This window comes from Fructobacillus sp. ESL1117 (assembly GCF_058508565.1).
This window is the reverse complement of sequence record NZ_CP196385.1, coordinates 924,800-948,841: the sequence shown is the minus strand read 5'-3', so window position 1 is coordinate 948,841 and position 24,042 is coordinate 924,800. Positions and strand designations below refer to the sequence as shown.

Genomic DNA, 24,042 nt, shown 5'->3' with positions numbered 1-24,042 from the left:
GAAAAGTCTGCTCACATGCTGGTTCTTCCACCTAGTTTGGCTAGCCGGCTTTTGCTATAATGAAAGCATGGTATCGGTCATCATTTGACCAGAAAGGACTCATATGTCAGACAAGAAAACATTTTATATCACAACCCCAATTTACTATCCATCAGGAAAGTTACAACTGGGAAATACTTATACGACAGTTTTGGCGGATGCCGCTGCTCGTTACCATCGTCTTTTGGATGAAGACGTCTTCTTTTTGACTGGGACCGATGAACACGGTGAAAAGATTCAAAAGAAGGCGAACGAAGCCGGTACAAGCGAAATTGAATACTTGGACAAGATGATTAAGGATATCAAGGACCTGTGGTCATTGATGGGCATTTCATATGATAAGTTTATTCGAACGACTGATGAAGGACACGAAAAAGCAGTTCAGAAGATTTTCCAGCAATTATTGGACCAAGGTGACATCTACAAGGGGCAATATGAAGGTTGGTATTCTGTTTCCGATGAAGAGTATTTCACGGAATCACAATTGGCTGAGGTGTACCGTGACGAAAACGGTAAGATGATTGGTGGTAAGGCGCCTTCTGGTCATGAAGTTGAAAAGATCCAAGAAGAATCATACTTCTTCAAAATGTCTAAGTATGCTGACTGGTTGGTTGATTACTATCAGTCACATCCTGATTTCGTCCAACCACATGCACGAATGAATGAAATGTTGCAAAACTTCATTTTGCCGGGCTTGGAAGACTTGGCCGTGACGCGGACTTCTTCTAACTGGGGTGTGCCTGTCCCAGGCGATGAACGTCACGTCATTTATGTTTGGATTGATGCCTTAGCTAACTATATTACTGCTTTGGGTTACGATTCAGCTGATGATTCACTTTTGCAGAAGTTTTGGCCAGCTAATGTGCAATTAGTCGGAAAGGAAATTGTTCGTTTCCATATTATTTACTGGCCAATCATGTTGCATGCCCTTGGTTTGGAGTTACCAAAGGAAATCATTGGTCACGGTTGGCTCGTGATGAAGGATGGCAAGATGTCTAAGTCCAAGGGAAATGTGATTTACCCTGAAGATTTAACGGCCCGTTATGGCTTGGATGCTGTTCGTTACTATTTGTTGCGCTCAATGCCATTTGGCAATGACGGTGTCTTTTCACCGGAGGACTTTGTGTCACGCGTGAACTTTGATTTGGCCAACGATTTGGGAAATCTCTTGAATCGAACAGTCGCCATGATTAATAAGTATGAAGATGGCGTCATTCCAGCATTTACAACCGGCAAGACTGATTTTGATGAAGACTTGGATTTGGTTGTTGAAAAGCAGATTACAGAATATAACCAGCACTTGGCCTCTGTTCATACAGCGGACGCCTTAGAAGCTGTTTGGGGTGTTGTTCGTCGAGCCAACAAGTATATCGATGAAACGGAACCTTGGGTTTTGGCCAAGAAGGCTGGGGAAGATGAAGCTGCGAAAGCAACTTTGCAATCTGTTTTGGCTCACTTGGCTGGAGCACTCCGTGCTGTTGCAGCGATGCTGCAACCGGTCATGACAGATGCGCCACGACAAATGTTCGCCCAACTTGGATTAGACTACCCCGAAAAGGGCGTTTCATTAGTTGGTCTTGCAATCGATCAAGTACCTGCAGGTACGCGGGTAGTTGCCAAGGGTGAGCCAATCTTCCCTCGTTTGGATGTGGAAGAAGAGGTGGCCTACATTGCCTCATTGGTTTCAAAAGATACTAAGGGTAAAGGCCGGGCCGTCAAGGAAGCAGCTAAGCAGGGCGCAAGGGAGCAAGAAGTGAGCGAAGAAATAAAACATAAGGATTTGATTGAGTACGACGACTTTGATAAAGTCGAAATTTTAGCAGCTAAGATTACTGCTGCTGAATTTGTGGAAAAGTCAAAGAAGCTGATTAAGTTCACTTTAGATGATGGTTCTGACAAGCCTCGGCAAATCTTGTCGGGAATTCGTCAATGGTATCCGGAACCTGAAGTTTTGTTAGGCAAGACGGTAGCAATCGTGGCCAATATGGCACCACGAAAGATGGCTGGTGAACTATCAGAAGGAATGATCCTTTCTGCTGAAAAAAACGGTATTGTAACCGTTACGATTTTGCCAGAAGTCATTGAACCTGGTTCAGGCATTGAATAAAAATCAGTAAAAAAGGCGGTTGCGCAAGCAACCGCCTTTTTTCATGTGGCTGAAGAAAGACTTGTTTGGGGAAATGTTAGTGGTAATGAAATCTTAGCCACCGCGCAATCAAAACCTTACTTTAACGGCCAAGCCCAGGGGTCCTGGTGCCACTTGGCTAGGCGGGCATGGTCTTCGCCATTAATAACTTGTTGGTCGGCTAGCAATTGAATGAGACCGGTATAAGTTAAGAGTGGGGCGAAATCAAAGCCAGCCTCTTGGAAGTTCTTGTCAGCATCTGGGAAACCATATGAAAAAATTGACACGACACCGGCTACGTTGAAGCCTGCATTTTTGACGGCATTTGCAGCCCCAAGAACAGACCCACCGGTTGAAATTAGGTCATCAATCAAGACAACTTGGTCATTTGCTTGGATGACACCCTCGACCTGACGGCCAGTGCCATGGTCTTTTGGCTTGGAACGAACGTAAACCATCGGTAAATTCAACTCGGCGGCAACTAAGGCTGCTTGGGGGATGCCGGCGGTGGCAACACCAGCAATCACCGATACTTCTGGGTACTGTTCCTGAATTAATTCAGCTAATGCCCTGGTAATGGCGTGCCGTGTTTTGGGATAAGAAATTGTTTGGCGCAGGTCGGTGTAGATGGGCGACTGGATGCCAGAGGCGAAGGTAAAGGTGTCGTCAACCTTTAATTGGACGATCTTGTGATCAATTAAGTCTTGGAGGATTGTTTCTGTTAAAACTGTCATGGATAAAACCTTTCATGTTACTTTTAATGTGTTTATTGGTCGAAGTCAGCCTTGCCAAGCACTCTGGTAGCGCTGCCAGGCGGCAACTGGGTCACTTGCCTTGGTAATTGGCCGACCAACAACGATTGCCTTGGCACCATCTGCAGCAGCCTGGTCGGGACTGGCGACCCGAACTTGGTCACCGGTTTGGTCTGCTTGCATGCGAATGCCAGGTACAACAAAGAGAAAATCGGGTCGTAAGTGGGCGTTTAGAGTCGTTAACTCTAAGGCGGAACAGATAACACCATCACATCCGGCCTGCTCGGCCATTTGGGCTAAGGCCAAGACCTGGTCTTGCATTGATAGAGCTGCGTGCTGTTCGTTTTTGAGAACTTCGTCGGAAATAGAAGTTAGCTCTGTTACCGCCAGGAGGGCGGGCGTGTTGACGTTAGTTTTTGCTGCCCCGATTTCCAGACCTTCCTTGGCAGCTTGCAACATTAAAGATCCGCCTAGCGAGTGGACGGTGACGTAGTCAACACCGAGACGACCGATTTGGGCCATAGCTTGGCGGACGGTATTGGGAATATCAAAAAGCTTCAAGTCTAAGAAAATTTGGCAACCGCGCTTTTTTAAATCAGTAATAATGGCAGGTCCAGCTTGGTAGAAGAGCTCCATCCCGACTTTGACGGTTAATTGGCTGGGATCCGGAAAGTGATCTAAAAAGGCTGTGACGGCGGCTAAGTCGTCAAAGTCCAAGGCAATCATTAGTGGCTTTTCCATGGTTACTCTCCTTCATGAGCAAGAAAAAAGACTATTCCCTAAAAAAGTTCAGAGAATAGTCTTATTGTGTTAAAAATTAAATGTAAGTTAATCATCTGGCTTCTCTGAACCAATTAATGACTAATGAAAGTATAAACTATCTGTTGACTTTCGACAAATTTATTTTAAAAAAAGCCCCAAGGAGTGTTTCCTTAGGGCTTGAAAAGCAGTTCTAATTTAAAGGAGGTCGCCGATGGCAGAGTAACCAATCGTTGGGAAAATTGTAACCAAGCGACTCAGTTGTTCTGGCGTATAGGCAAATTCAATGGCAGGCAAGAGAGCGTTGATAATGTCTTCTGCGTGTTCTGAAATTTCGATTGCACCCACTAAGTGCTTTTCCTTGTCATAAATCAATGAAAGGTGGCCTTCCTTTTCATAGTCGACCATTCGGTACCAATCATCCATGACGTCCTTTTCAACGACATCATATTGGTCAGGGTGAGCGGCAGCTTCATCGAGTGTTACGCCAGTCTGGGCTAAACGGGGTGTTGTAAAGACCGTTGTACCAACAGCTGGATAATTAATGGCTTGGTCGTCTTGACCTAAGAGATGCTTGGCAACATATTGGGATTCAAAAGTTGCTGTTGGTGTCAACTTTGGCTGATTCTTTTTTACCACGTCACCAGTAGCGTAAATATTTGGAACGGCTGTTTGGAGGTATTCGTTGACTACAATACCGGCCTTGTCGAATTCAATTCCTAAGTCTTCCAAGCCCAGGTCAGCTGTGTTTGGAATTCGACCGGTAGCATCCATGACGTAATCGGCTTCATAGGTACCGGTTGATGTCTTGACTGCAAAGCCAGAAGTCACTTGTTCGACACTTTCGGTCTGACTATTCTTAACGAATGTAATCCCTTGTTTTTCAAGTGCTTTAACTAAAGCATCGCTATAGCGCTGGTTGAATGCCGGCAAAGCGCGGTCGGAACGCAGAATAACCGTTACATCAACACCGGCGGCATTCATCATTGCGGCTGTTTCCAGTCCAATATAACCAGCCCCAATGATGACCATCTTGTCGGGGGCTTGGTCTAATGACAAGAAGTCCTTTGAATCGTGTAGGTACTCGGCGCCAGGGATGCTCAGGCGGTTAGAGTGCATACCAGTGGCAATCACGATATTTTCGGCCGTAACGGTTTGGTCACCGACCTTGACGGTGTGAGCATCCGCTAAGTGACCGGCACCAAAGTAGAACTTGATGCCAAGTCCTTCCATGCCACTTTGGATAGCGTTTGGGAAGATGGCGATAATTTCCTTTTTACGGGCCATGTTCTTGGCCCAATCAATATCACCGCTACCTGAGACAATGCCGTTTGAAGCGCGAAGTTCACGTTGTAAGGAAGCTGCATTTTCTAGGATAACCTTGGCGTTACAACCCCAGTTTGGGCAGGTGCCGCCGACCTTTTCTTTTTCGACAAAGGCGACTTTCTTACCGGCTTGGGCCAAAAGCGGTGCGCCATCAAAGGCCCCATGGCCGGCTCCAAGGTATAAAACGTCATAATCATATGCTGTCATTTTCTAGATTCCTCCTAATTTGAAAGCTTAATATGATTATCGCACAGTTTCTTTTAGAAGTGAAATTTAAACTATACCAAATTGTCATTTTATTTACATTTTTTGCTTATTATCTAAACAAATAAAAAGCCCCTGTAAAGATGATTATAAAGAAAAAGCCACAACCAACACTGGCAGATGACCCCAAAGTTTTATTATCCTAATCTTTGGCTTATGCCTATGTTGGTCAAGGCTTTTTATATTGTTACTCCGTGATTTTGGTTTAGTTAGTTTAAGGCCACCCGCTTTGACAAAGCGGGACGAACCACGAGGGCGATGACTAGACCAAAGGCACATTGAGCAATGTTACCAATAATTGAAGCAAAGCCGGTCGCCCAGCTGTGAGAAAGAAAGGCGGTGGCAAAGAAGTAGCCCACAACCATCACAAGTGAAGCCACAAGTACAGCAATTGTTTGGCTCATGACTGATTTTTTAGCGCCAATTAATCCGGCTAAGTAACCTTCCAAACCGTGAATAATCAAAGAGAAGGGAGCCCAAGCAGCATAACCGGCCAAAAGATCTAAGAGTAAACCGGATAAACCACCGACAATCATCCCAGAGCGTGCACTACCCAACAGTGCGACTAAGAAAATTCCAGCTTCTACTAAGTTGACGTAGCCACCTGGCGTTGGAATGCGGACCACGTAAGAAAGGGCGAGGTTCAAAGCAGTGATCACGGCCAAAGTCGTGATGGTCTTGGTAGTAAAGTATTTATTCATCATTATCTCTCCATATCTTCAAATAATAGGAATATTATAGCAAGGATTATAATGAATAAAATAAAAGTTTCTTTTCAGTTATCCAACAAAGTCAGAAAATGGTATGGTTAATTTTCCAAACAATTTCTAGTGAAGACTTGCACTGGTTTCTGGCCTTTGTGTTATAATGTCCTTGTTGACATAAGTCAAAAAATTAATTGGAGGTCTACACACATGACTGTGAAGATTGGTATTAATGGATTTGGTCGGATTGGTCGTTTGGCATTCCGTCGTATTTTGGAACTTGGCGACTCAGCAGCTGATGTTGAAGTTGCAGCCATCAACGATTTGACTAGCCCATCAATGTTGGCATACTTGTTGAAGTATGACTCAACTCATGGAACTTTGGATGCTGAAGTTTCTGCTGATGAAACTGGTATCGTGGTTAACGGTAAGCACTACACTGTCTACGCAGAACGCGATGCAAAGAACATTCCTTGGGTTAAGAATGATGGCGTTGAATATGTATTGGAAGCTACTGGTTTCTACACTTCAGCCGAAAAGTCACAAGCCCACTTGGATGCAGGTGCTAAGAAGGTTTTGATCTCAGCTCCAGCTGGTGACGTGCCAACTGTTGTTTATGGTGTAAACCAAGACATCTTGAAGACTGACGACAAGATTGTTTCAGCTGGTTCATGTACTACACAGTCATTGGCTCCAATGGCTCGTGTATTGCAAGACCAATTTGGTGTTGAAGTGGCAACGATGACTACTATCCACGCCTTTACTTCAACTCAAATGATTTTGGATGGTCCTAAGTCAAAGAAGTTCCGTTCAAACCGTACTGCTTCAGTAAACACAATCCCTCACTCAACTGGTGCTGCTAAGGCGATTGGCCTTGTTGTTCCTGAATTGAAGGGTAAGGTTGATGGTCACGCACAACGTGTTGCCGTTGTTGATGGTTCTGTTACTGAATTGACTTCTGTTTTGTCAAAGAAGGTTTCAGCAGACGAAATCAATGCAGCGATGAAGGCAGCTTCATCTGACTCATTTGGCTACAACGAAGATGAAATCGTTTCATCAGACATCATTGGTGACACTCATGGTGCTACTTTTGATGCTACTCAAACGCAAATCGTCGAAGCCGGTGACAAGCAATTGGTTAAGACTGTTTCATGGTACGACAACGAATATGGTTTCACTTCAAACATGATCCGTACTTTGTTGCACTTTGCAAACGTATAATCATTTATATAAAGGAAGAACGCTGCGGCGTTCTTTTTTTGTGTTCTTTTTGACTGATTACCACAAAATCGGTTTCTGGTAATCGAACTTGTTTGTTCTCTCGTGGTAGACTGGTTTATACGAAGAAAAAGAACACGAGGACAAAGATGCAAGTTGCTATTTCGTCAGATAATCATTTGGATTTAAATAAGGTTGAAACAGAGTGGGCGCTTGAACAGCAAACCGTCTACCTGCAAAAACATCAAATTGCTGTTTATATTATTGCTGGCGACCTGTTTAATCGTTTTGATAAGACATTAGACTTTGCCCACGACCTGCAAAAGCGGTTAGGGTCGGCGACTGCGGTCCGTTTTTTGGCTGGTAATCACGAAATGGGGGCGGGGGTCAGTTACCAGGAACTAGAAAGTTCGGTGGATGACCTTTATTTCCATCATAAAACGCTGGATATTGGTTCGGCCCGCTTGATTGGCAATAATGGTTGGTATGATTATAGTTTTGATCAAAATCAGCATAGTATTGAAGAAATCACTCGTTTTAAGCGTGAATTTTGGTATGACCGGCGAATTGAACAACCAATGACCGATCCAGAACGGTTGGCCATTAACCTAACTCAGATGGACCAAGATATCAAAGACGCAAAAAAAATGGGGAAAAAGCCAATCTTAATTAATCATTTTGCTCAAGAACAAGCCTTTATTGATCAAATACCGTTTCGGATGAAACGGCTTGATGTATTGAGATCTTTTTTAGGTAGTCAGGCTGTCGGTGATTTAGCGGTGGCCAATCGAGTTCAGGTTGCCATTTCTGGTCATTTGCACCTGCATGTTCAGGCATTGCCGATTCAGCAGACTACCTTTTATAATGCCTCGGTTGGTTATCGGACTCGTCGAGTCAAGGAATGGTTTAGTCACGACTTTATGACGGAGTGGCGCAACCGCTTAGTTATTCTCGATGTTTGAACTTGTGAAAGGATTTATTTTTTCTAATTTTGTCTATATCAATCTAAGCCATTAAATAGCAGCCAGGCGGAAGGTAGATTTTTAATTATTAACATAAGAAGAAAGTGTTAAAATTAGTTGAACAAATGTTAATAGTTTGACTATCGAAGTATTAACTGTTAGACTGTTTTTATTGTGAATTGAAGTTAACTAGGGCCATTCTCGGCCATTAAGAAAGGAAACCTGATGCCAGTACTGACTACGACTGAAATTATGGACCTCATTCCAAACCGTTACCCAATCATCTATATGGACTACGTTGAAGAAATGGTTCCTGATGAATCAATCGTTGCTGTGAAAAACGTGACGATTAACGAGCAATTCTTCCAAGGCCATTTTCCCGGTAACCCAGTAATGCCCGGCGTGCTAATTATTGAATCATTGGCGCAAGCAGCGTCAATTTTGATTTTGTCATCACCCCAATTTAAGGGCAAGACAGCCTATATGACGGGTATCAATGATGCCAAGTTCAAGAAGATGGTTGTTCCTGGTGATGTTTTGAAGCTACATGCTACATTTGGCAAGGTTCGAGAGAACATGGGGACCGTTACGGTCACGGCTAAGGTTAATGATAAGGTCGCAACCAGCGCGGAATTAATGTTCGTGGTGGCACCTGATGAGCAAAACTGAGCTGGCTAACCAGCAGGTCAACGTCAAGCAAATCAATCATGATTTGATGGAGATGTTTGCCAACGTTGTTTGGGTCGAAGAGTACGAACTCAAGCAAAGCCCTTTTTCGGCCTTGACGGTCAAAGAAGTGCACACGATTTATGCTATCTCCATGTATGAGGAAAAAACTGCCTCGCAGGTGGCCAAGGCTGTTCACCTTAGTCCAAGTGCGATGACTACGGCCATCGATCGTTTAGTTGATAAAGGATATGTTGAACGTCGTCGATCAAAGGAAGATAAGCGAGTGGTAAAATTAGGTTTGACCCATCAAGGGCGTATCTTATACCGGGCGCACCAAGCGTTTCATTTTAAAGTCACTAAGGCTTTGTTGGATGATATGTCTAATGAAGAGGCCCTGGCGATGGAACGCGCGGTACATAACTTACAAGCTTATTTGAAGGCCTTAATTGATAGTTAGGCGAACGGGATTGTGAAAAAATATGGAAAACATTAAGATTGTTACCACGGCGATGCAAGTGCCAGAACGAGTGGTGACAAATGATGAATTAACGGAATTGATGGATACCAGTGATGAATGGATTTACCCACGAACTGGTATTCACCAACGCCATGTTGTGACAACTGAAAATACATCAGACTTGGCAACTAGTGTTGCCAAAAAGTTATTAAAACAATCAGGCTGGGATGCTGCTGATTTGGACTTCATTATCGTGGGGACAATGTCACCCGATGCCCTTTCTCCTCATACTGCTGCGATTGTTCAAGGAAATATTGAAGCTCCAAATGCTTTTGCTTTTGATTTAAATGCGGCATGTTCAGGCTTTGTTTACGGAATGTCTGTTGCCTCTTCTTTTCTGTCTTCTGGTCGCTACCAGAAGGGGATGTTTATTGGAGCGGAAGTGCTGTCAAAGCTGGTTGACTGGAAGGACCGGACGGTTTCTGTCTTATTTGGCGATGGTGCTGGTGGCGTTTTGCTTGAGAAAACCGACGAACCTGTTGGTTTGATTGCAGAAGAATTGCAATCATTTGGTGACCGTGGCCAGGCCATCTTGACTGGTCGCTTTGCCAACAAGAATGCCTTTGCTGGTGAAATTTCACCGCTTGATCCTTACTTCCACCAGGATGGTCGAAGTGTTTATGGATTTGCCACACGGGAAGTACCCAAGGTGATGCAAAAAGCTTTGGAGAAGGCCGGAATTGAAGCCGATGATGTCGACTTTTACTTGGCCCATCAAGCAAACAAGCGGATTGTCGAATCCATGGCGAAGAATTTTGGCCAACCAATGGACAAGTTCCCAACGAACATGGAAGAATATGGCAACACATCCGCCGGTTCAACGGCTATCTTGCTCGATGAATTGCGTCGCAGTGGCCAGCTAAAGCCAGGGATGAAGGTTGCTTTTGTCGGCTTTGGCGGTGGTCTGGCGATTGGCGTCCAAATTTGGCAACTTTAATTAACAAATAAAAATCAGGGTTGCGGTGTAGTAGGCTGCACCGTAAAAATCCAACGTATTGCAATACGAACATCTATATAGGAGAGCGTGCTCATGACTAACGAAGAGATTTTTGACAAGGTTAAGGAAATTTTGATCGACCAATTCGATTTGGAAGATTCAGAAGTTTCATTGACGACTAACATGACTGATGACATCGATGCTGATTCATTGGACTTGTTCGAAGTTTTGAACCGTGTCGAAGACGACTTTGACATCAAGTTGGAAGAAACTGAAGAAGTTAAGACTGTTCAAGACTTGGTTAACAAGATCAAGGACCAACTTGACAAGAAGTAAGCATCAAGCGGTTTTTAACCGCATACATACAATAGATAAAATAAAGAGGCAGAGATTATGACATTTAAAATTGACAACCCCATTTTTGATAAATTAGGGATGAAGTACCCGATCGTTGAAGGTGGGATGACTTGGGCTGGAACAGGTGCTTTAGCTGCCGCTGTATCTGAAGCTGGTGGGCTTGGTTTCATCGGAACTGGTTACTGGCATGGTGATGAGGTTCGCCGTGAAGTTCGTCGCGCCAAGGAATTGACGGACAAGCCTTTTGGAGTCAACGTGATGTTGATGTCTCGTCACATTCGTGAGGTCTTTGATGTGATTTTGGAAGAAGGTGTTAAGGTTGTTGCAACCGGTGCCGGTGATCCATCGCCATTTTTAGAAGAACTGCATGCCGCGGGCGTAACGGTTATCCCTGTTGTACCATCCGTTTCAATGGCCAAGATGATGCAACGTAAGGGTGTTGATGCCGTGGTTGCTGAAGGAATGGAATCGGGTGGTCACATCGGCCAAATGACAACGATGGCTTTGGTGCCACAAGTTGTTGATGCTGTTGATATCCCCGTTATCGCCGCTGGTGGAATTGGTGATGGCCGCGGTGTTGCCGCTGCCTTTGCCTTGGGGGCTTCAGGCGTTCAAATGGGAACTCGTTTCTTGACAGCTACTGAATCTGAAGTTCATCCAAACTATAAGGCGAAGGTCTTGAAGGCCCGTGATATTGACACAATTATCACTGGTAACATTGTTGGTTCACGAGTCCGTGTCTTGAAGAACAAGATGGCCAAGGAATACGTGAAGCGTGAAGTGGAAGAAATTGGGAAGCCAGAACCTGATTATGAAACGGTTGAAAAGCTAGAATCAGGAACCTTGCGTGCCGCGGTTGTCGATGGTGATAAGAACGGTGGTGCCTTCATGGCCGGTCAAATTTCAGGAATGGTTAATGATGAAAAGCCTGTTGCTGAAATTTTGGCTGAAATTTGGGCACAAGCAACGGACATCATGGGCATTGAAAACAAGGCAAAATAAGCGAGGTTGCAAATGAAAGTAGGACTGCTATTCAACGGTCAGGGATCACAGCAAGCGGGCATGGGGACAGACCTCTATGAAAACTTGCCTGGTTACAAGGCTTATATCGATAAGGCTTCTGCCATCTTGGGGTATGACTTAAATGAGTTAGACCAAGATGAGGAAAAGATTCGGCAAACGCAGTACGCCCAACCAGCTATCGTTGCCATGGATGCGGCTTTAGCCGCTTCTTTAAAGGATGCCGGATTGACGGATGTAGTTGCTGGTTTGGGTCTTTCGTTAGGTGAATATCCTGCCTTGGTGGCCAATGGCATTTTGACCTTTGAGCAAGCAATTGCCCTGGTTAGAGACCGTGGTCAATACATGCAAGAGGTCGGCGACAAGAACCCTGGCAAGATGGTTGCGGTTTTGGATGATAACCAAGACATGATTGTTGCAGTTGTTGAAGGCTTGCAAAAAAAAGGCCTAAAAGTTTACCCAGCTAATTTTAATACCTTTTCACAATTGGTTATCGGCGGTGTTAAAGCCGATGTTGACCAGGCCGTTGAGGCATTGACAGAAGCCGGTGTGAAAAAGCAAGTCGAATTACCAGTTGTTGGTGCTTTCCACACGCCATTGCTGAACGAAGCTTCTGAAAAGATGGCGACGCGCTTTTCAGAAGAAAAATTTGGTGCCGGGACTTATCCTGTGTATTCCAACACGACGAAGCAAGCCTTTACGCCTGAGACAGTCAAGGATACCTTGACCAAGCAGATTATTTCACCAACCTACTTTGCACAGTGCTTGCAGGAAATGGTAGACGCTGGGGTTGATACCTTGGTTGAAATTGGTCCTGCTGCTACTCTCGTAAAATTTGCAAAGAAAATCGCGCCAAAGGACGTTACCAAATATACGGTGACGGACTTTGCTTCCTACCAAAAAGTCGTTGATGCTATTAACGCAGAGAAAGGATAAAATCCATGGACTTTACTAATCAAACCGTGTTGGTAACTGGGTCATCACGAGGAATCGGCTTAGCCGTTGCCCACGCCTTTGACAATGCGGGTGCTCGTGTTATCTTGCATGGCCGTTCTGCTATTAAAGAAGAGGTGATTAACTCTTTCAAGCAAAAACCGATGACTTTGCAATTCGACGTTGCTGATGCCAAAACAGTTGAAGAAACTTTCAAAGACTTGTACAAGCAGGAAGGTTTTGAAGGCATTGATATCTTGGTAAACAACGCCGGGATTACCAAGGATCAGTTAGTAATGGGCATGAGCCCAGCTGATTTTGCCCAAGTTGTGAATACAAACTTGAATGGAACGTTCAACGTCACGCAGCCAGTTTTCAAGAAGATGATTCGACAAAAGCATGGTGTGATTTTGAACATGGCTTCTGTTGTTGGTCAGATGGGGAATGTTGGTCAGGCCAATTATGCCGCCTCAAAGGCTGGAATTATTGGCTTGACAAAGTCTCTGGCTAAGGAAGGGGCGAAGCGCAATATCCGCGTAAACGCCATTGCCCCTGGGATGATCGTTTCAGATATGACGGATGCCTTGTCAGACAAGGCACGTGAAGCCATCTTGAATGAGATTCCTTTGTCGCGGTTTGGTTCAATTGATGATGTGGCTGATGTTGCGCTATTCTTAGCCGGCAACGACTACATGACAGGACAAACAATTACCGTTGACGGTGGCCTGTATATTTAATAATCATCGTTCATTTTAGTTACTTAGATTAGAAAGGAAGCGGCAATGACACGAGTCGTAATTACTGGAATTGGGGCCGTTACCCCATTAGGAAATGATACAAAGACCTTCTTGGATGGCCTATTTGATGAAAAATTAGGAATTAAACCAATCACGAAGTTTGATGCAACTGAAACTGGCATTTCAGTTGCTGGACAAGTTGACGGCTTTGATCCAGCTTTGCGCGTAGGAAAACGTGATGCACGTAAGTTGGATTTGTTCTCACAATATGCGATTGATGCTTCCTACCAGGCATTGGACCAAGCTGGCTTGTTACCTGATGAAGGTTCAGAAGCAAAGTCAAAGGTTGCTAATTCCGAACGTTTTGGGGTTATCTTGGGAAACGGAATTGGTGGTTTGACGACTATCCAAGAACAAGTGATTAAGATGCACGAAAAGGGACCACAACGTGTTTCACCATTGTTTGTCCCTGAATCAATTCCCAACATGGTTTCGGGAAACGTTTCATTGCGCTTTGGTGCTCGTGGTGTGAACTTCACAGTCGTAACTGCTTGTGCTTCAGCTACGAACGCGATTGGTGAAGCCTTCTGGCGCATCCAATCTGGTCGTGAAGACGTGATGTTGACTGGTGGCTCAGAAGCAACTGTTAACGAAATTGGAATTGCTGGTTTCGCTGCCTTGACTGCTTTGTCAAAGGAAGAAGATCCAACACAAGCTTCAAAGCCATTTGACAAGAACCGTCATGGTTTTGTCTTGGGTGAAGGTTCAGGAATTCTTGTAATGGAATCATTGGAACATGCTGAGGCTCGTGGGGCTAACATTTTGGCCGAAGTGGTTGGTTACGGTGCATCATCAGATGCTTATCACATGACTTCTCCTGCCCCTGATGGTGAAGGAGCCGCTCGGGCAATGAAGGCAGCCTTGAAGGACGCCGATATCAAGCCAGAAGACATCACTTATTTGAATGCCCACGGTACTGCTACCGGTGCGAACGACTCAGGTGAAGCCGAGGCTGTTGCTTCTGTTTTTGGTCCAAATTCTGTCTTGGTTTCATCAACCAAGGGAATGACCGGTCACCTTTTGGGTGCCGCTGGTGCTATTGAAGCTGTTGCCTCTGTTGGTGCCATCGACCGCGGTCAATTGCCAGTTAACGTTGGATTTGATGAGCCAGATGAGCACACAAAGTTGGTTAACTTGGTGAACGAATCGAACAAGAATACGGCTCCTGAATATGTTTTGTCTGCTAACTACGGTTTTGGTGGCCATAACGCAGCTGTTGTCTTTAAGAAGTGGTAAGAGGGAAGTTCAATAATGAATTTAAATGTCAAAGAAATTCGTGAATTGATGGCGGACTTGGAAAAGTCTACTCTGCGCGATGTTTATATCCAAGATGGTGAATTTTCATTGCACTTGTCTAAGAACGAGCAGGTTCAAGGCGGCAACGTTCCAGCTCCAGTAGCACCGAGTGCACCAGCAGCACAGTCTGATGTGAACCAGACACCAACAGCTCCAGTTACTGCACCTGAAGTAGCTGCACCCGCAGCTGCTGGAAAAGAAATCAAGGCACCAATGGTCGGAACGGTTTATCTCCAACCAAAGCCAGGTGAACCAAACTTTAAGAGTGTTGGCGACCACGTCGAAAAGGGCGAAACAGTTGCCATTATTGAAGCCATGAAGTTGATGACTGAAATCAAGTCAGATGTTTCTGGTACTATTGCTGAAGTTTTGGTTGATAACGAAGAAGTGGTTGACTTTGATAAGCCACTTTATCGTGTCACAACTGATTAAGAGATTAGACGGCAATTTCGGCCGATCGTCTTGTCCAAGCGTTGCTTGGATATACATAGACAGCTAAAAGGAGAAGAGCTATGACTCAATTGAACACAAAGGAAATTCAAGAAATTCTTCCACATCGTTACCCAATGTTGATGTTGGATACGGTTGAGGAATTAGTACCTGGTGAGCGTTGCGTGGCCATCAAGAATATTTCAATTAACGAAGAAATTTTCCAAGGACACTTCCCTGGTAACCCAACTTTCCCAGGGGCTTTGACAGTTGAAGCATTGGCCCAAGCTGGTGCTGTTGCCTTGCTTTCAATGCCTGAGTTCAAGGGTAAGACAGCTTATTTTGGTGGGATTAAGAAGGCTCGTTACCGTCAAATGGTTCGTCCTGGTGACCAATTGCGCTTAGAAGTCATTTTGGATCGTTTGCGTGGCCCGGTTGGTTCAGGAAAAGGAATTGCCTGGGTGAACGGTAAGAAGGCAACAACTGCTGAATTGACCTTTATTGTTGGAGAATAAGATGTTTAAAAAAGTATTGGTAGCCAATCGTGGCGAAATCGCCGTGCGGATTATCCGGACGTTGAAGGAAATGGGCATCCAAACGGTTGCGATTTATTCAACGGCTGATAAGGGTTCTTTGCACGTTCAAGTAGCAGACGAGGCCATCTGTGTTGGTGGCCCAAAGCCTGCTGATTCTTACCTAAACATGAAAAATGTTGTGACGGCCGCCTTGTTAACGGGTGCTGAAGCAATCCACCCAGGTTATGGGTTTTTATCAGAAAACGCCCTATTTGCCGAAATGGTCGGTGATGTCAACATTAAGTGGATTGGTCCTCGCCCTGAAACAATCGATTTGATGGGAAATAAAGAACATGCCCGCGCAGAAATGACCAAGGCAGGTGTTCCGGTAATTCCTGGATCAGATGGCTATATCCATAATGTCGATGAAGCCATTGCGGTTTCGAAAAAGACGGGATTCCCATTGTTGCTGAAGGCTGCTGCTGGTGGTGGTGGTAAAGGAATGCGCTTTGTTTACTCAGAAGGTGAACTGGCAGAAAACTTTGTTAATGCCCAAAGTGAAGCTCAGTTGTCCTATGGCGATGACCATATGTACATCGAAAAGGTGATGACGGATGTCCGCCATATCGAAATGCAAGTGATTCGCGACCAATTTGGCAACGTGATTTGCTTGCCAGAACGAAACTGTTCTTTGCAACGTCGTAACCAAAAGGTGATGGAAGAATCACCAGCCGCTTCTGTAACACCAACAATGCGTGAAGAGTTGATGGATATTGTTACAAAGGCCGTGAACGCGATTGACTATGAAAATACTGGAACGATTGAATTCTTGCAAGACCAAGAAGGTAAGTTCTACTTCATGGAAATGAATACTCGCATTCAGGTTGAGCATCCAGTAACTGAAATGGTGACGGGCTTGGATCTGGTTCGCTTGCAGGTCGAAGTTGCTGCTGGTGACGAATTGAAGTTAAAGCAAGCTGACATTCAAATTAGCGGCCATGCCGTTGAAATGCGTTTGACGGCTGAAAAGCCAGAAGCTAATTTTGCCCCTAGTGCTGGGAAGGTTGACTTTGTCTTCTTACCAACCGGTGGACCAGGGGTTCGAATCGATTCAGCCCTTTATAATGGTGATACAATCCAGCCTTTCTATGATTCGATGATTGCAAAACTGATTGCTCATGATGAAACTCGAGGGGAAGCATTAGCTAAATTAGAACGAATGGTTGATGAAACTTCCTTAGTGGGCGTTTCAACATCACAGTCTTTCCAAAAGGCATTGTTGTTGGATGAAAACGTTTTGACAGATAACTTTGGAACGAAGTACCTTGAAGATACATTTATGCCAAAGTGGGAAGAAAAACAGGCTGAACAGGCTGGTAAATAAAATTTCTTGATGAAAGCCGCCTTTGAGCGGCTTTCACTTGCTTAAGAAACTTTAGACCCAAACAGTGATGAGGGGAGAGGGCAGAGCCCAAAAGATTATGGATTTATTTAATTCAAAAAAACCTGAACAAAATAAGATTAAGGTGACGGATGCCATTAAGGATCGGATTCCTGATGGTCTCTTTCTGGCTTGCCCATACTGTGGCGAACAGATTTATAACAAGGAGTTGGGACCATACCGTGTTTGTCCAAAGTGCGACTATGGCTTCCGTTTGCAGGCACACGAACGGGTTGCTTTATTGACGGAAGACTTTGTCGAAATCAACGCTGATTTGACGATTGATCATTCTGATTTTCCTGGCTATGAGGAAAAATTAGCGCGGGCTAAGAAGCAGACTGAGATGAACGAGTCTGTTTTGACTGGTACAGCCACTATTGAAGGCGAAAAGGTTGCCTTGGGTATCATGGATGCTTACTTTATGATGGCGTCACTGGGCTCAATGACTGGTGAAAAGATTACGCGCCTCTTCGAATACGCCACAGAGAATCGTTTGCCAGTTGTGATGTTTACCGCCTCTGGTGGAGCGCGAATGCAAGAAGGAATCAATTCCTTGATGCAGATGGCCAAGGTATCAGCTGCAGTTGCCGCACACCAAGAAGCGGGCTTGTTGTATTTAGTTGTGCTGACAGACCCAACAACCGGTGGGGTGACTGCTTCCTTTGCAATGCAGGGTGACGTTACGTTGGCTGAACCACACGCATTGGTTGGTTTCGCTGGCGCTCGCGTTATCGAATCAACGATTCATGAAAAGTTACCAAAGGATTTCCAGCGAGTGGAAACCCTTTTGGAGAACGGTTTTGTTGATAAGATTGTTCCTCGCCAAGAGATGGCTGACATGATTGCTAATATTGTGTCATTACACCAACAGGAGGCTGAATAATGTTCGAATTTATTAAGACATTGTTTAAAAAAGAAATCGACCCAGCTGAAGTGGTGAAAAAGTCTCGCGAGGACCGCTTTATGGCGCGCGAATTGATTAACGGTATCTTTGATGATTTCATTGAATTACATGGCGACCGTTTTTATGGCGATGACAAATCAGTTATCGGTGGTTTGGCACGATTAAACGGTCAACCTGTCACTGTGATTGCGATCGATAAGGGTACGGACATTAATGATAAGTTGTCTAAACGCAATGGATCACCACAGCCCTGGGGTTACCGAAAAGCCCAACGCTTGATGGAACAAGCAGCAAAGTTTCACCGGCCAATTGTGACCTTTGTGAATACACCTGGTGCCTTTCCCGGTAAGGATGCTGAAGCCTTGGGCCAAGGCGAAGCCATTGCTCAGTCAATTCTGAAGTCAATGAAGTTGCCAGTTCCGATCATTTCCATTATTTATGGTGAAGGTGGTTCAGGTGGTGCCTTGGCATTGGCCACAGCTGATCAGGTGTGGATGTTTGAAAATGCAACATACTCAATTTTGTCACCTGAAGGCTTTGCTTCAATTTTGTGGAAGGACGCCAAGCGAGCCAACGAAGCTGCTAACATTATGGGCTTAACTGCCGCTGATTTGCTGAAGAAAAACGTGATTAACCTGGTTATTCCCGAAGGACATAATCATAGTAAAATTTTTAATGGCATGAAGGAAAAGCTGTCGAGTGAAATTCAAGAATTACAGACACTGTCTGATGATGAGCTGATTCAACAACGACGGCAGCGTTTTCGGTCCTTTTAAAGCAAAAATAAAATGTGGATGTGGATCATGAAAAAATGATCTCGCCAAGGAAGTCGACGTCCAATTTGAGGACAGAGTCCAACGTTTTTATAATTATCAGCCTGATACTTTATAGTATTGGGCTTTTTTTATTAATGTCTGGTAGATTTGTTGATTAAAGGTGATGGCGGTCAGAAACAAAGTTTATTTTTCACTGGAAATTGAATAAAATTATTTTTATTAAAGTAATCAAAAAGAAATATAATTGAAATCAATAGATAGAAATGTTATTATTTTTTCATAGAGGAGAATGGACTATGAACAACAAACAAACATACAAATTATATAAGGCTAAAAAATTATGGGTAACAGCTTTAGCAGGTGCTAGCATGTTTGCCATCGCAGGTGTTCACCAGCAGGCTCAAGCCGATGATGTTTCTAGTTCGCAAACAGCAACGAAATCTGTCGATACAGAGAATACAAGTGACTCAACTGCTCAACAGAGTAAGACTGCCAGTTCACAGGTGGAGAGTACTGCTAGTGCAGACAGCCAAAGTGCGGTTGCTCAGGGATTGAATCCACAGAGCACAACGAGTCAAAATACTGTTTCACAAAGTGCCAGTACACAAGAAAATACAAACAATAATGACACTTCGGCAACGGGCAGTGGTCAGGGGCAGGGCACTAGTAGCGCTACTAGTGAAAGTACCACTCAGTCACAAACTCAACAGGAAGGCAGTACCGCTGCTTCAAATAGCGCTAGTCAGAGTAGCCAGGCCCAAGACCAGGAACAAACACTCGATTTGCGTACAGCGACTGATGCTGCGACGGATAATTCCGTCATGTTAAGAAGCGCCTTGTCTCAGCAGTCTACGCAACCAGTAATTGATAATAATTTATCGGTTACGGTTACTAAGGATAATTTTTTACAGTGGTTCCAACTAGGTGGAGTTGCTGTCTATGATCCTAGCACCAATACGACAACATTGACGCCAGATCAAGATTCGAAAAAGGGTAATATTACCTTGAAAACGCGAATTAATGCTAATGATGCGTTTGAATTGCATGGAACGATTAACCTCGGTAGCAAATTACAGGATGGTCAGGGAGCCGATGGTATCGGTATTGCTTTCCACCATGGAGTTGTTGGAGAAATTGGTGCGATAGCTGGTGGAATTAGCGTATTAGGTCTGCCATCGTCGTCTGGTTATGTGTTTGATACTTGGCCAATTGATACCGGTGATCACAGGGATAACAATATTGATTCTTATGTTTCTGGCTTCCATAGTGATGTGGACCAAGCGGGGCAGGATGGTAATTTCCGTTACGATGGTGGCTTTTTGGACTTAGATCCAAGCAAATATAATGTAGCCAATCAGTCGGTGCCCTTTACGGTAACCTATGATGGGAATGGCCATATGGGTTTGGAATACTTGGGTCATACCTTTTCGATTCCTGTCACTGATTTTAAAGATTCATTAGCTTTATCAATTGGGGCATCAACTGGGGCGTTTAGCAACTTGCAAACCGTTTCAGTTGATTCGTTCACTTTTGTGCCCGCCCAAAATAACACGGTTTCGCGGACCATTAACTATGTTGACCAAAATGGTAATAAGATTGCCGCGTCAACCGTTCAGTCGGCCATTTATCAGCGGCAGGGAACTCTGGTCAATAACCAACCGACTTACACTGATTGGCAGCTGGCCAGCGGATTAAATAGTAATAACTTTGCTGCAGTCACGGCGCCAACGATTGCTGGCTATACGGTTGAAAGCAATCAATCGACTTATTTTGCGCCATTAATGGCTAACAATGATTCGGGTCAGCTGGTTTACAATGTTGTTTATGATAAGAATAGTGGACAAACGACGTTGAATGTCCAAGACAGTACGATTGTTGCCGGTCCTAGCGCTCAATGGTCTCCTAGTCAAAACTTTCTAAGTGCCGTGGACCAAAATGGCTCGGGCGTTGATTTAAGTAAGGTCCAAGTCAGTGGTTCTGTGCCCACACAAACCCCGGGATCTTATCCAATTACTTATACTTATACCGATACTGCTGGCAAAACGATTACCAAGACGGTTACCGTCACTGTGGTCCCAAGTAAGAGTAGCTTGCAAGCTAAAGATAGTACGTTAGTCGTCAACTCAAAGTGGAATACGAGTGATAATGTTGTCAGTGCTACCGATGAAAATGGCAATGTTCTTGATTTAAGTCAGGTTCAGGTTTCCGGTAATGTTGATACCAGCACCCCAGGGACATATCCTGTTACTTATAGCTATACGGATGCAAGCGGTAACCAGCATACACAGCAAGTAAATGTCACTGTCATTAATAGTCAAAGCGCTTTGGCTGTAAAGGATAGCACAATTTTTGTTAATGATAGCTGGAAACCGGCGGACAATTTAACGGCTGCCACTGATGAATATGGTCATCCAGTTGATATCAGTAAAATCAATGTTTCTGGTAATGTAGATACCAGTAAAGCTGGTACCTATCCTGTCACTTATAGTTATACGGATGGCCAAGGAAAGTCCTTCAAGGTTGTCGCGAACGTGACCGTTAAGGATAATCAAACACAGCTTCAGGGACAAAACAGTACCTTGATTGCAGGGCCAAAGACAACTTGGAAGCCAAGTGATAATTTACAAACGGCGACAGATGCTAATGGTAATCCACTAGCAATTAACCAAGTACAGGTTTCGGGCAGTGTTAATCCACAACAACCAGGTAACTACCAAGTCACCTATAGCTATGTTGACCAGCAAGGATACTATCACAGTACCCCAGCTACTGTGACTGTTGTCGCCAGTCAGGGTAGTGTTAATGCGCAGGATAGTACGATTGTTGCTGGTCCGAACGTACAATGGTCGGCAAAAGATAACTTCTTGACAGCCACGGGCGACAATGGCCAGCAGATTGATTTTTCCCAAGTTCAAACGACAGGCAATGTCGACACTCAGACGCCAGGAGTTTATCCAATCACTTATACTTACACGGATAGTCAGGGAAATTCCTATGCGAAAACAATTAATGTAACGGTTGTTTCTAGTAAAAATGGTGTAGTCGCCAAGGATAGTACTTTGGTTGCTGGACCAAATACGCAATGGCATTCCAAGGATAATTTTGTTTCAGCAACAGATGAAAGTGGTAATACCATTGATTTGAGTCAGCTAGCCGTTTCTGGCAATGTGGATACGAATCAAGCTGGCAAGTACCCAGTTACTTATACTTATACTGACCACTCAGGAAATACTGCAACTGCAACAGCAACAGTGACAGTAGTTAGCAGCAAGGCTAATGTTGTTCCAGAAAATAGCACGCTAATTGCCGGTCCAAACACACAATGGTCTTCTAAGGATAATATTGCTGATTTACATGATGAGTACGGCAATAGTATTGATACTAGCAAGGCAACGGTTTCTGGAAATGTAAATACTCAAGTGCCGGGAACATACACGGTGACCTACTCTTACACCGATGGTCAGGGAAATACTGTTTCAAAAGCAGCAACAATTACGGTGGTGGCTAGTCAAGGAAGCTTAACGACTCAAACGGTTAAGTTAGTGGCGGGTCCTCAAACCCAGTGGTACAAGCAAGAAAATTTGCAAAGCGCTACCGATGAATATGGTCATCCAATTAATATTAATCAGATAACCGTGACTGGAACGGTAAACCCTAATCAGGTGGGGACGTACCCACTGACCTACTCTTATACTGATGGTCGTGGTAATACTTATACCAAGACCACGGAGGTTGATGTTGTTCCTAGTCAAGCAACAATTGTCACCAAAGATGAAACGATTATTGCTGGGCCACAGAGCCACTGGTCAACGCAGGACAATTTGACCAAGGCGACGGATGAAAACGGCCAGCCAATCAGTGCTAGCCAGGTTTCAGTGGCTGGTCAGGTTCAACCGTCGACGGTCGGTACCTATACGATTACGTATTCCTATACGGACGGGCAAGGAAATGTTGTTACCCAACCGGCAACTGTAACAGTTGTTGCCAGCCAAGCTAAAATTCAGTCACAGGACAGCACATTGGTTGCTGGACCAAAGACCAAGTGGAGTCCGGAGGATAACTTCGTCGCTGCTCAAGATGAAAATGGACAATCGATTAGCTATGGCAACTATATCGGCGTTCATGGTGGCGTTAATACTGGAAAACCAAACACCTATTCGGTAACTTATAGTTATCAAGATTCAGCCGGTAACATTGTCTCGAGTACAGCGAACGTGACGGTCATTGCTAGCCAAGGTGAGATAACAGCCAAGAATAGTACAGTGGTTGCTGGACCAAATACCAAGTGGACGCCAGGAGATAACTTCACAGGTGCCACTGATGAAAATGGTCAACCAGTGGACTTGAGTAAGGTCAAGGTTAGCGGCCATGTTGATACGCAGACACCGGGATCATATCCAGTCACTTATACCTATACGGATGGCAGTGGAAATGTCTTTACCAAGACAGTCACGATTACAGTGGCTGCTAATGTTGCCCCTGCTTCAAATGCTAACCAGGATTCAAGCACTGGAATGACGACAAATAGTGCCAGTCAGTTAGTGAATCAAGATTTGAGACGAAACTTGATTGGTGGAACATCCAACCAGGGTTACGCAGTTGGCGGTCCTGCAAATGCCACAGCACAAACGACTAGCGTATTACCACAAACTGGTCATCATCAAGCCAAGTCAACAAGCCAAAAAGCACTCGAAATTGGCTTGATTTCAGCTACCTTTGGACTGATTTTATTGATGAAGCGCAATAAGAAAAACGGAATTGACTGATACGCAATGAAGTTTTTGTTATAATGGAAGCTGAGGAGTTTTCCTCGGCTTTTTGTTTTGGGCTCGTCTTGGAATTCGACAGGCTGTTACGAGCATTAGCTGCATTCCGCCATCCGGGCGTAAAGCGGGCAGACATTTAACTGCAAAAAACAATAACTCTTACGCTGTCGCTGCCTAAAAACCAGTGATTCGTAGCCAAGATTGTTAGGCTGACATGGTGGTCTTGGTTTAATAAATGGTCAGATCGGCTTAATGGTGATGCCTGCACGATTAAGTTTAAATCAATTAGGTTCCCAGTCAGAGTCAAGTTCTGGACAATGACTGCTTTGGCTGTGGTAACAACCATTGCCCTATGAATGTAGACGCTAGTGTGGCGTGCGGTTTGGACAGGGGTTCGACTCCCCTCGAGTCCATTGGTAACATCAGGAGACGTCAAGAGACGTCAAAAATCCCAGTCTTAAGCTATTTTGTTTTTTTTGACCGTCACTGAACGTCACTGACAATCAATAAAGGTAGTGGAAAAAGTAGCGGATAAA

General features: G+C 44.5%; 21 protein-coding genes and 1 other RNA gene. 18 read left to right on the top strand and 4 right to left on the bottom strand.

The features are described from left to right. Positions 1 to 103: 103 nt before the first annotated feature. Positions 104 to 2,146, top strand: coding sequence for a methionine--tRNA ligase (gene metG, locus ACSYSH_RS04185; protein WP_491702328.1), 2,043 nt, complete (start codon positions 104 to 106; stop codon positions 2,144 to 2,146). Between the two features lie 116 nt (positions 2,147 to 2,262). Here the strand turns inward: metG and pyrE are convergent, their stop codons facing one another. The 4 genes from pyrE to ACSYSH_RS04165 all read right to left on the bottom strand — a co-directional run bounded on the left by pyrE (position 2,263) and on the right by ACSYSH_RS04165 (position 5,966). Beyond that, on the bottom strand, positions 2,263 to 2,898 hold the full coding sequence (pyrE, locus tag ACSYSH_RS04180; protein WP_491702329.1) for an orotate phosphoribosyltransferase: 636 nt from the start codon (positions 2,896 to 2,898) through the stop codon (positions 2,263 to 2,265). A 45-nt stretch (positions 2,899 to 2,943) separates the two neighbouring features. After that, positions 2,944 to 3,657, bottom strand: a complete 714-nt coding sequence (pyrF, locus tag ACSYSH_RS04175) for an orotidine-5'-phosphate decarboxylase (RefSeq protein WP_489816087.1) — start codon at positions 3,655 to 3,657, stop codon at positions 2,944 to 2,946. Between the two features lie 216 nt (positions 3,658 to 3,873). Next, on the bottom strand, positions 3,874 to 5,208 hold the full coding sequence (locus ACSYSH_RS04170) for a dihydrolipoyl dehydrogenase family protein (RefSeq protein ID WP_491702330.1): 1,335 nt from the start codon (positions 5,206 to 5,208) through the stop codon (positions 3,874 to 3,876). 266 nt (positions 5,209 to 5,474) lie between these two features. Then, complete coding sequence (locus ACSYSH_RS04165) at positions 5,475 to 5,966, bottom strand: ECF transporter S component (protein ID WP_489816530.1); 492 nt, start codon at positions 5,964 to 5,966, stop codon at positions 5,475 to 5,477. Positions 5,967 to 6,179: 213 nt separating this feature from the next. On the opposite strand from ACSYSH_RS04165, the gene gap reads away from it, so the two are divergent. From gap to ssrA, 17 genes are all read left to right on the top strand, one after another. Further along, positions 6,180 to 7,190, top strand: coding sequence for a type I glyceraldehyde-3-phosphate dehydrogenase (gene gap / locus ACSYSH_RS04160; RefSeq protein WP_252773434.1), 1,011 nt, complete (start codon positions 6,180 to 6,182; stop codon positions 7,188 to 7,190). A gap of 146 nt (positions 7,191 to 7,336) precedes the next feature. Further along, entirely contained in the window at positions 7,337 to 8,149 is an 813-nt protein-coding gene (locus ACSYSH_RS04155; protein WP_491702331.1) for a metallophosphoesterase, read from the top strand. A 225-nt stretch (positions 8,150 to 8,374) separates the two neighbouring features. Next, positions 8,375 to 8,818, top strand: a complete 444-nt coding sequence (fabZ, locus tag ACSYSH_RS04150; RefSeq protein ID WP_252773436.1) for a 3-hydroxyacyl-ACP dehydratase FabZ — start codon at positions 8,375 to 8,377, stop codon at positions 8,816 to 8,818. Continuing rightward, entirely contained in the window at positions 8,805 to 9,275 is a 471-nt protein-coding gene (locus ACSYSH_RS04145) for a MarR family winged helix-turn-helix transcriptional regulator (protein ID WP_168778818.1), read from the top strand. The genes fabZ (ACSYSH_RS04150) and ACSYSH_RS04145 overlap by 14 nt, the downstream gene beginning before the upstream one ends. Before the next feature lie 22 nt (positions 9,276 to 9,297). Next, a complete protein-coding gene (locus ACSYSH_RS04140; protein ID WP_491702332.1) occupies positions 9,298 to 10,272 on the top strand; it encodes a beta-ketoacyl-ACP synthase III in 975 nt (324 codons plus the stop codon). 93 nt (positions 10,273 to 10,365) lie between these two features. Next, a complete protein-coding gene (locus ACSYSH_RS04135) occupies positions 10,366 to 10,608 on the top strand; it encodes an acyl carrier protein (RefSeq protein WP_047974605.1) in 243 nt (80 codons plus the stop codon). Positions 10,609 to 10,665: 57 nt separating this feature from the next. Then, positions 10,666 to 11,631 carry a DUF561 domain-containing protein gene (locus ACSYSH_RS04130; protein ID WP_168778816.1) on the top strand — a complete coding sequence of 322 codons (966 nt, stop codon included), beginning with the start codon at positions 10,666 to 10,668 and terminating at the stop codon, positions 11,629 to 11,631. 12 nt (positions 11,632 to 11,643) lie between these two features. After that, entirely contained in the window at positions 11,644 to 12,585 is a 942-nt protein-coding gene (locus tag ACSYSH_RS04125) for an ACP S-malonyltransferase (protein WP_489816082.1), read from the top strand. A gap of 5 nt (positions 12,586 to 12,590) precedes the next feature. Then, the gene (locus ACSYSH_RS04120; RefSeq protein ID WP_252773440.1) at positions 12,591 to 13,319 is read left to right on the top strand and encodes a beta-ketoacyl-ACP reductase; all 729 of its coding nucleotides are present in this window, start codon (positions 12,591 to 12,593) and stop codon (positions 13,317 to 13,319) included. A 45-nt stretch (positions 13,320 to 13,364) separates the two neighbouring features. Next, positions 13,365 to 14,615: a beta-ketoacyl-ACP synthase II gene (fabF, locus tag ACSYSH_RS04115; protein WP_489816081.1), complete on the top strand. Its 1,251-nt coding sequence runs from the start codon at positions 13,365 to 13,367 to the stop codon at positions 14,613 to 14,615. A gap of 15 nt (positions 14,616 to 14,630) precedes the next feature. Beyond that, positions 14,631 to 15,107, top strand: coding sequence for an acetyl-CoA carboxylase biotin carboxyl carrier protein (accB, locus tag ACSYSH_RS04110; protein WP_489816080.1), 477 nt, complete (start codon positions 14,631 to 14,633; stop codon positions 15,105 to 15,107). A gap of 80 nt (positions 15,108 to 15,187) precedes the next feature. Next, positions 15,188 to 15,619 carry a 3-hydroxyacyl-ACP dehydratase FabZ gene (fabZ, locus tag ACSYSH_RS04105; RefSeq protein WP_252773443.1) on the top strand — a complete coding sequence of 144 codons (432 nt, stop codon included), beginning with the start codon at positions 15,188 to 15,190 and terminating at the stop codon, positions 15,617 to 15,619. Position 15,620: 1 nt separating this feature from the next. Continuing rightward, positions 15,621 to 17,003: an acetyl-CoA carboxylase biotin carboxylase subunit gene (locus tag ACSYSH_RS04100; RefSeq protein WP_489816079.1), complete on the top strand. Its 1,383-nt coding sequence runs from the start codon at positions 15,621 to 15,623 to the stop codon at positions 17,001 to 17,003. 97 nt (positions 17,004 to 17,100) lie between these two features. Continuing rightward, positions 17,101 to 17,943, top strand: coding sequence for an acetyl-CoA carboxylase, carboxyltransferase subunit beta (accD, locus tag ACSYSH_RS04095; RefSeq protein WP_489816078.1), 843 nt, complete (start codon positions 17,101 to 17,103; stop codon positions 17,941 to 17,943). Then, positions 17,943 to 18,740 (top strand): carboxyltransferase subunit alpha, encoded by a 798-nt coding sequence (accA, locus tag ACSYSH_RS04090; RefSeq protein ID WP_491702333.1) that lies wholly within the window; start codon positions 17,943 to 17,945, stop codon positions 18,738 to 18,740. Before accD ends, accA begins: the two co-directional genes overlap by 1 nt. Positions 18,741 to 19,036: 296 nt before the next feature. Continuing rightward, the gene (locus ACSYSH_RS04085) at positions 19,037 to 23,506 is read left to right on the top strand and encodes a bacterial Ig-like domain-containing protein (protein WP_491702334.1); all 4,470 of its coding nucleotides are present in this window, start codon (positions 19,037 to 19,039) and stop codon (positions 23,504 to 23,506) included. Positions 23,507 to 23,565: 59 nt separating this feature from the next. Continuing rightward, positions 23,566 to 23,922: a transfer-messenger RNA gene (gene ssrA, locus ACSYSH_RS04080) on the top strand. The last annotated feature ends 120 nt before the right edge of the window (positions 23,923 to 24,042 follow it).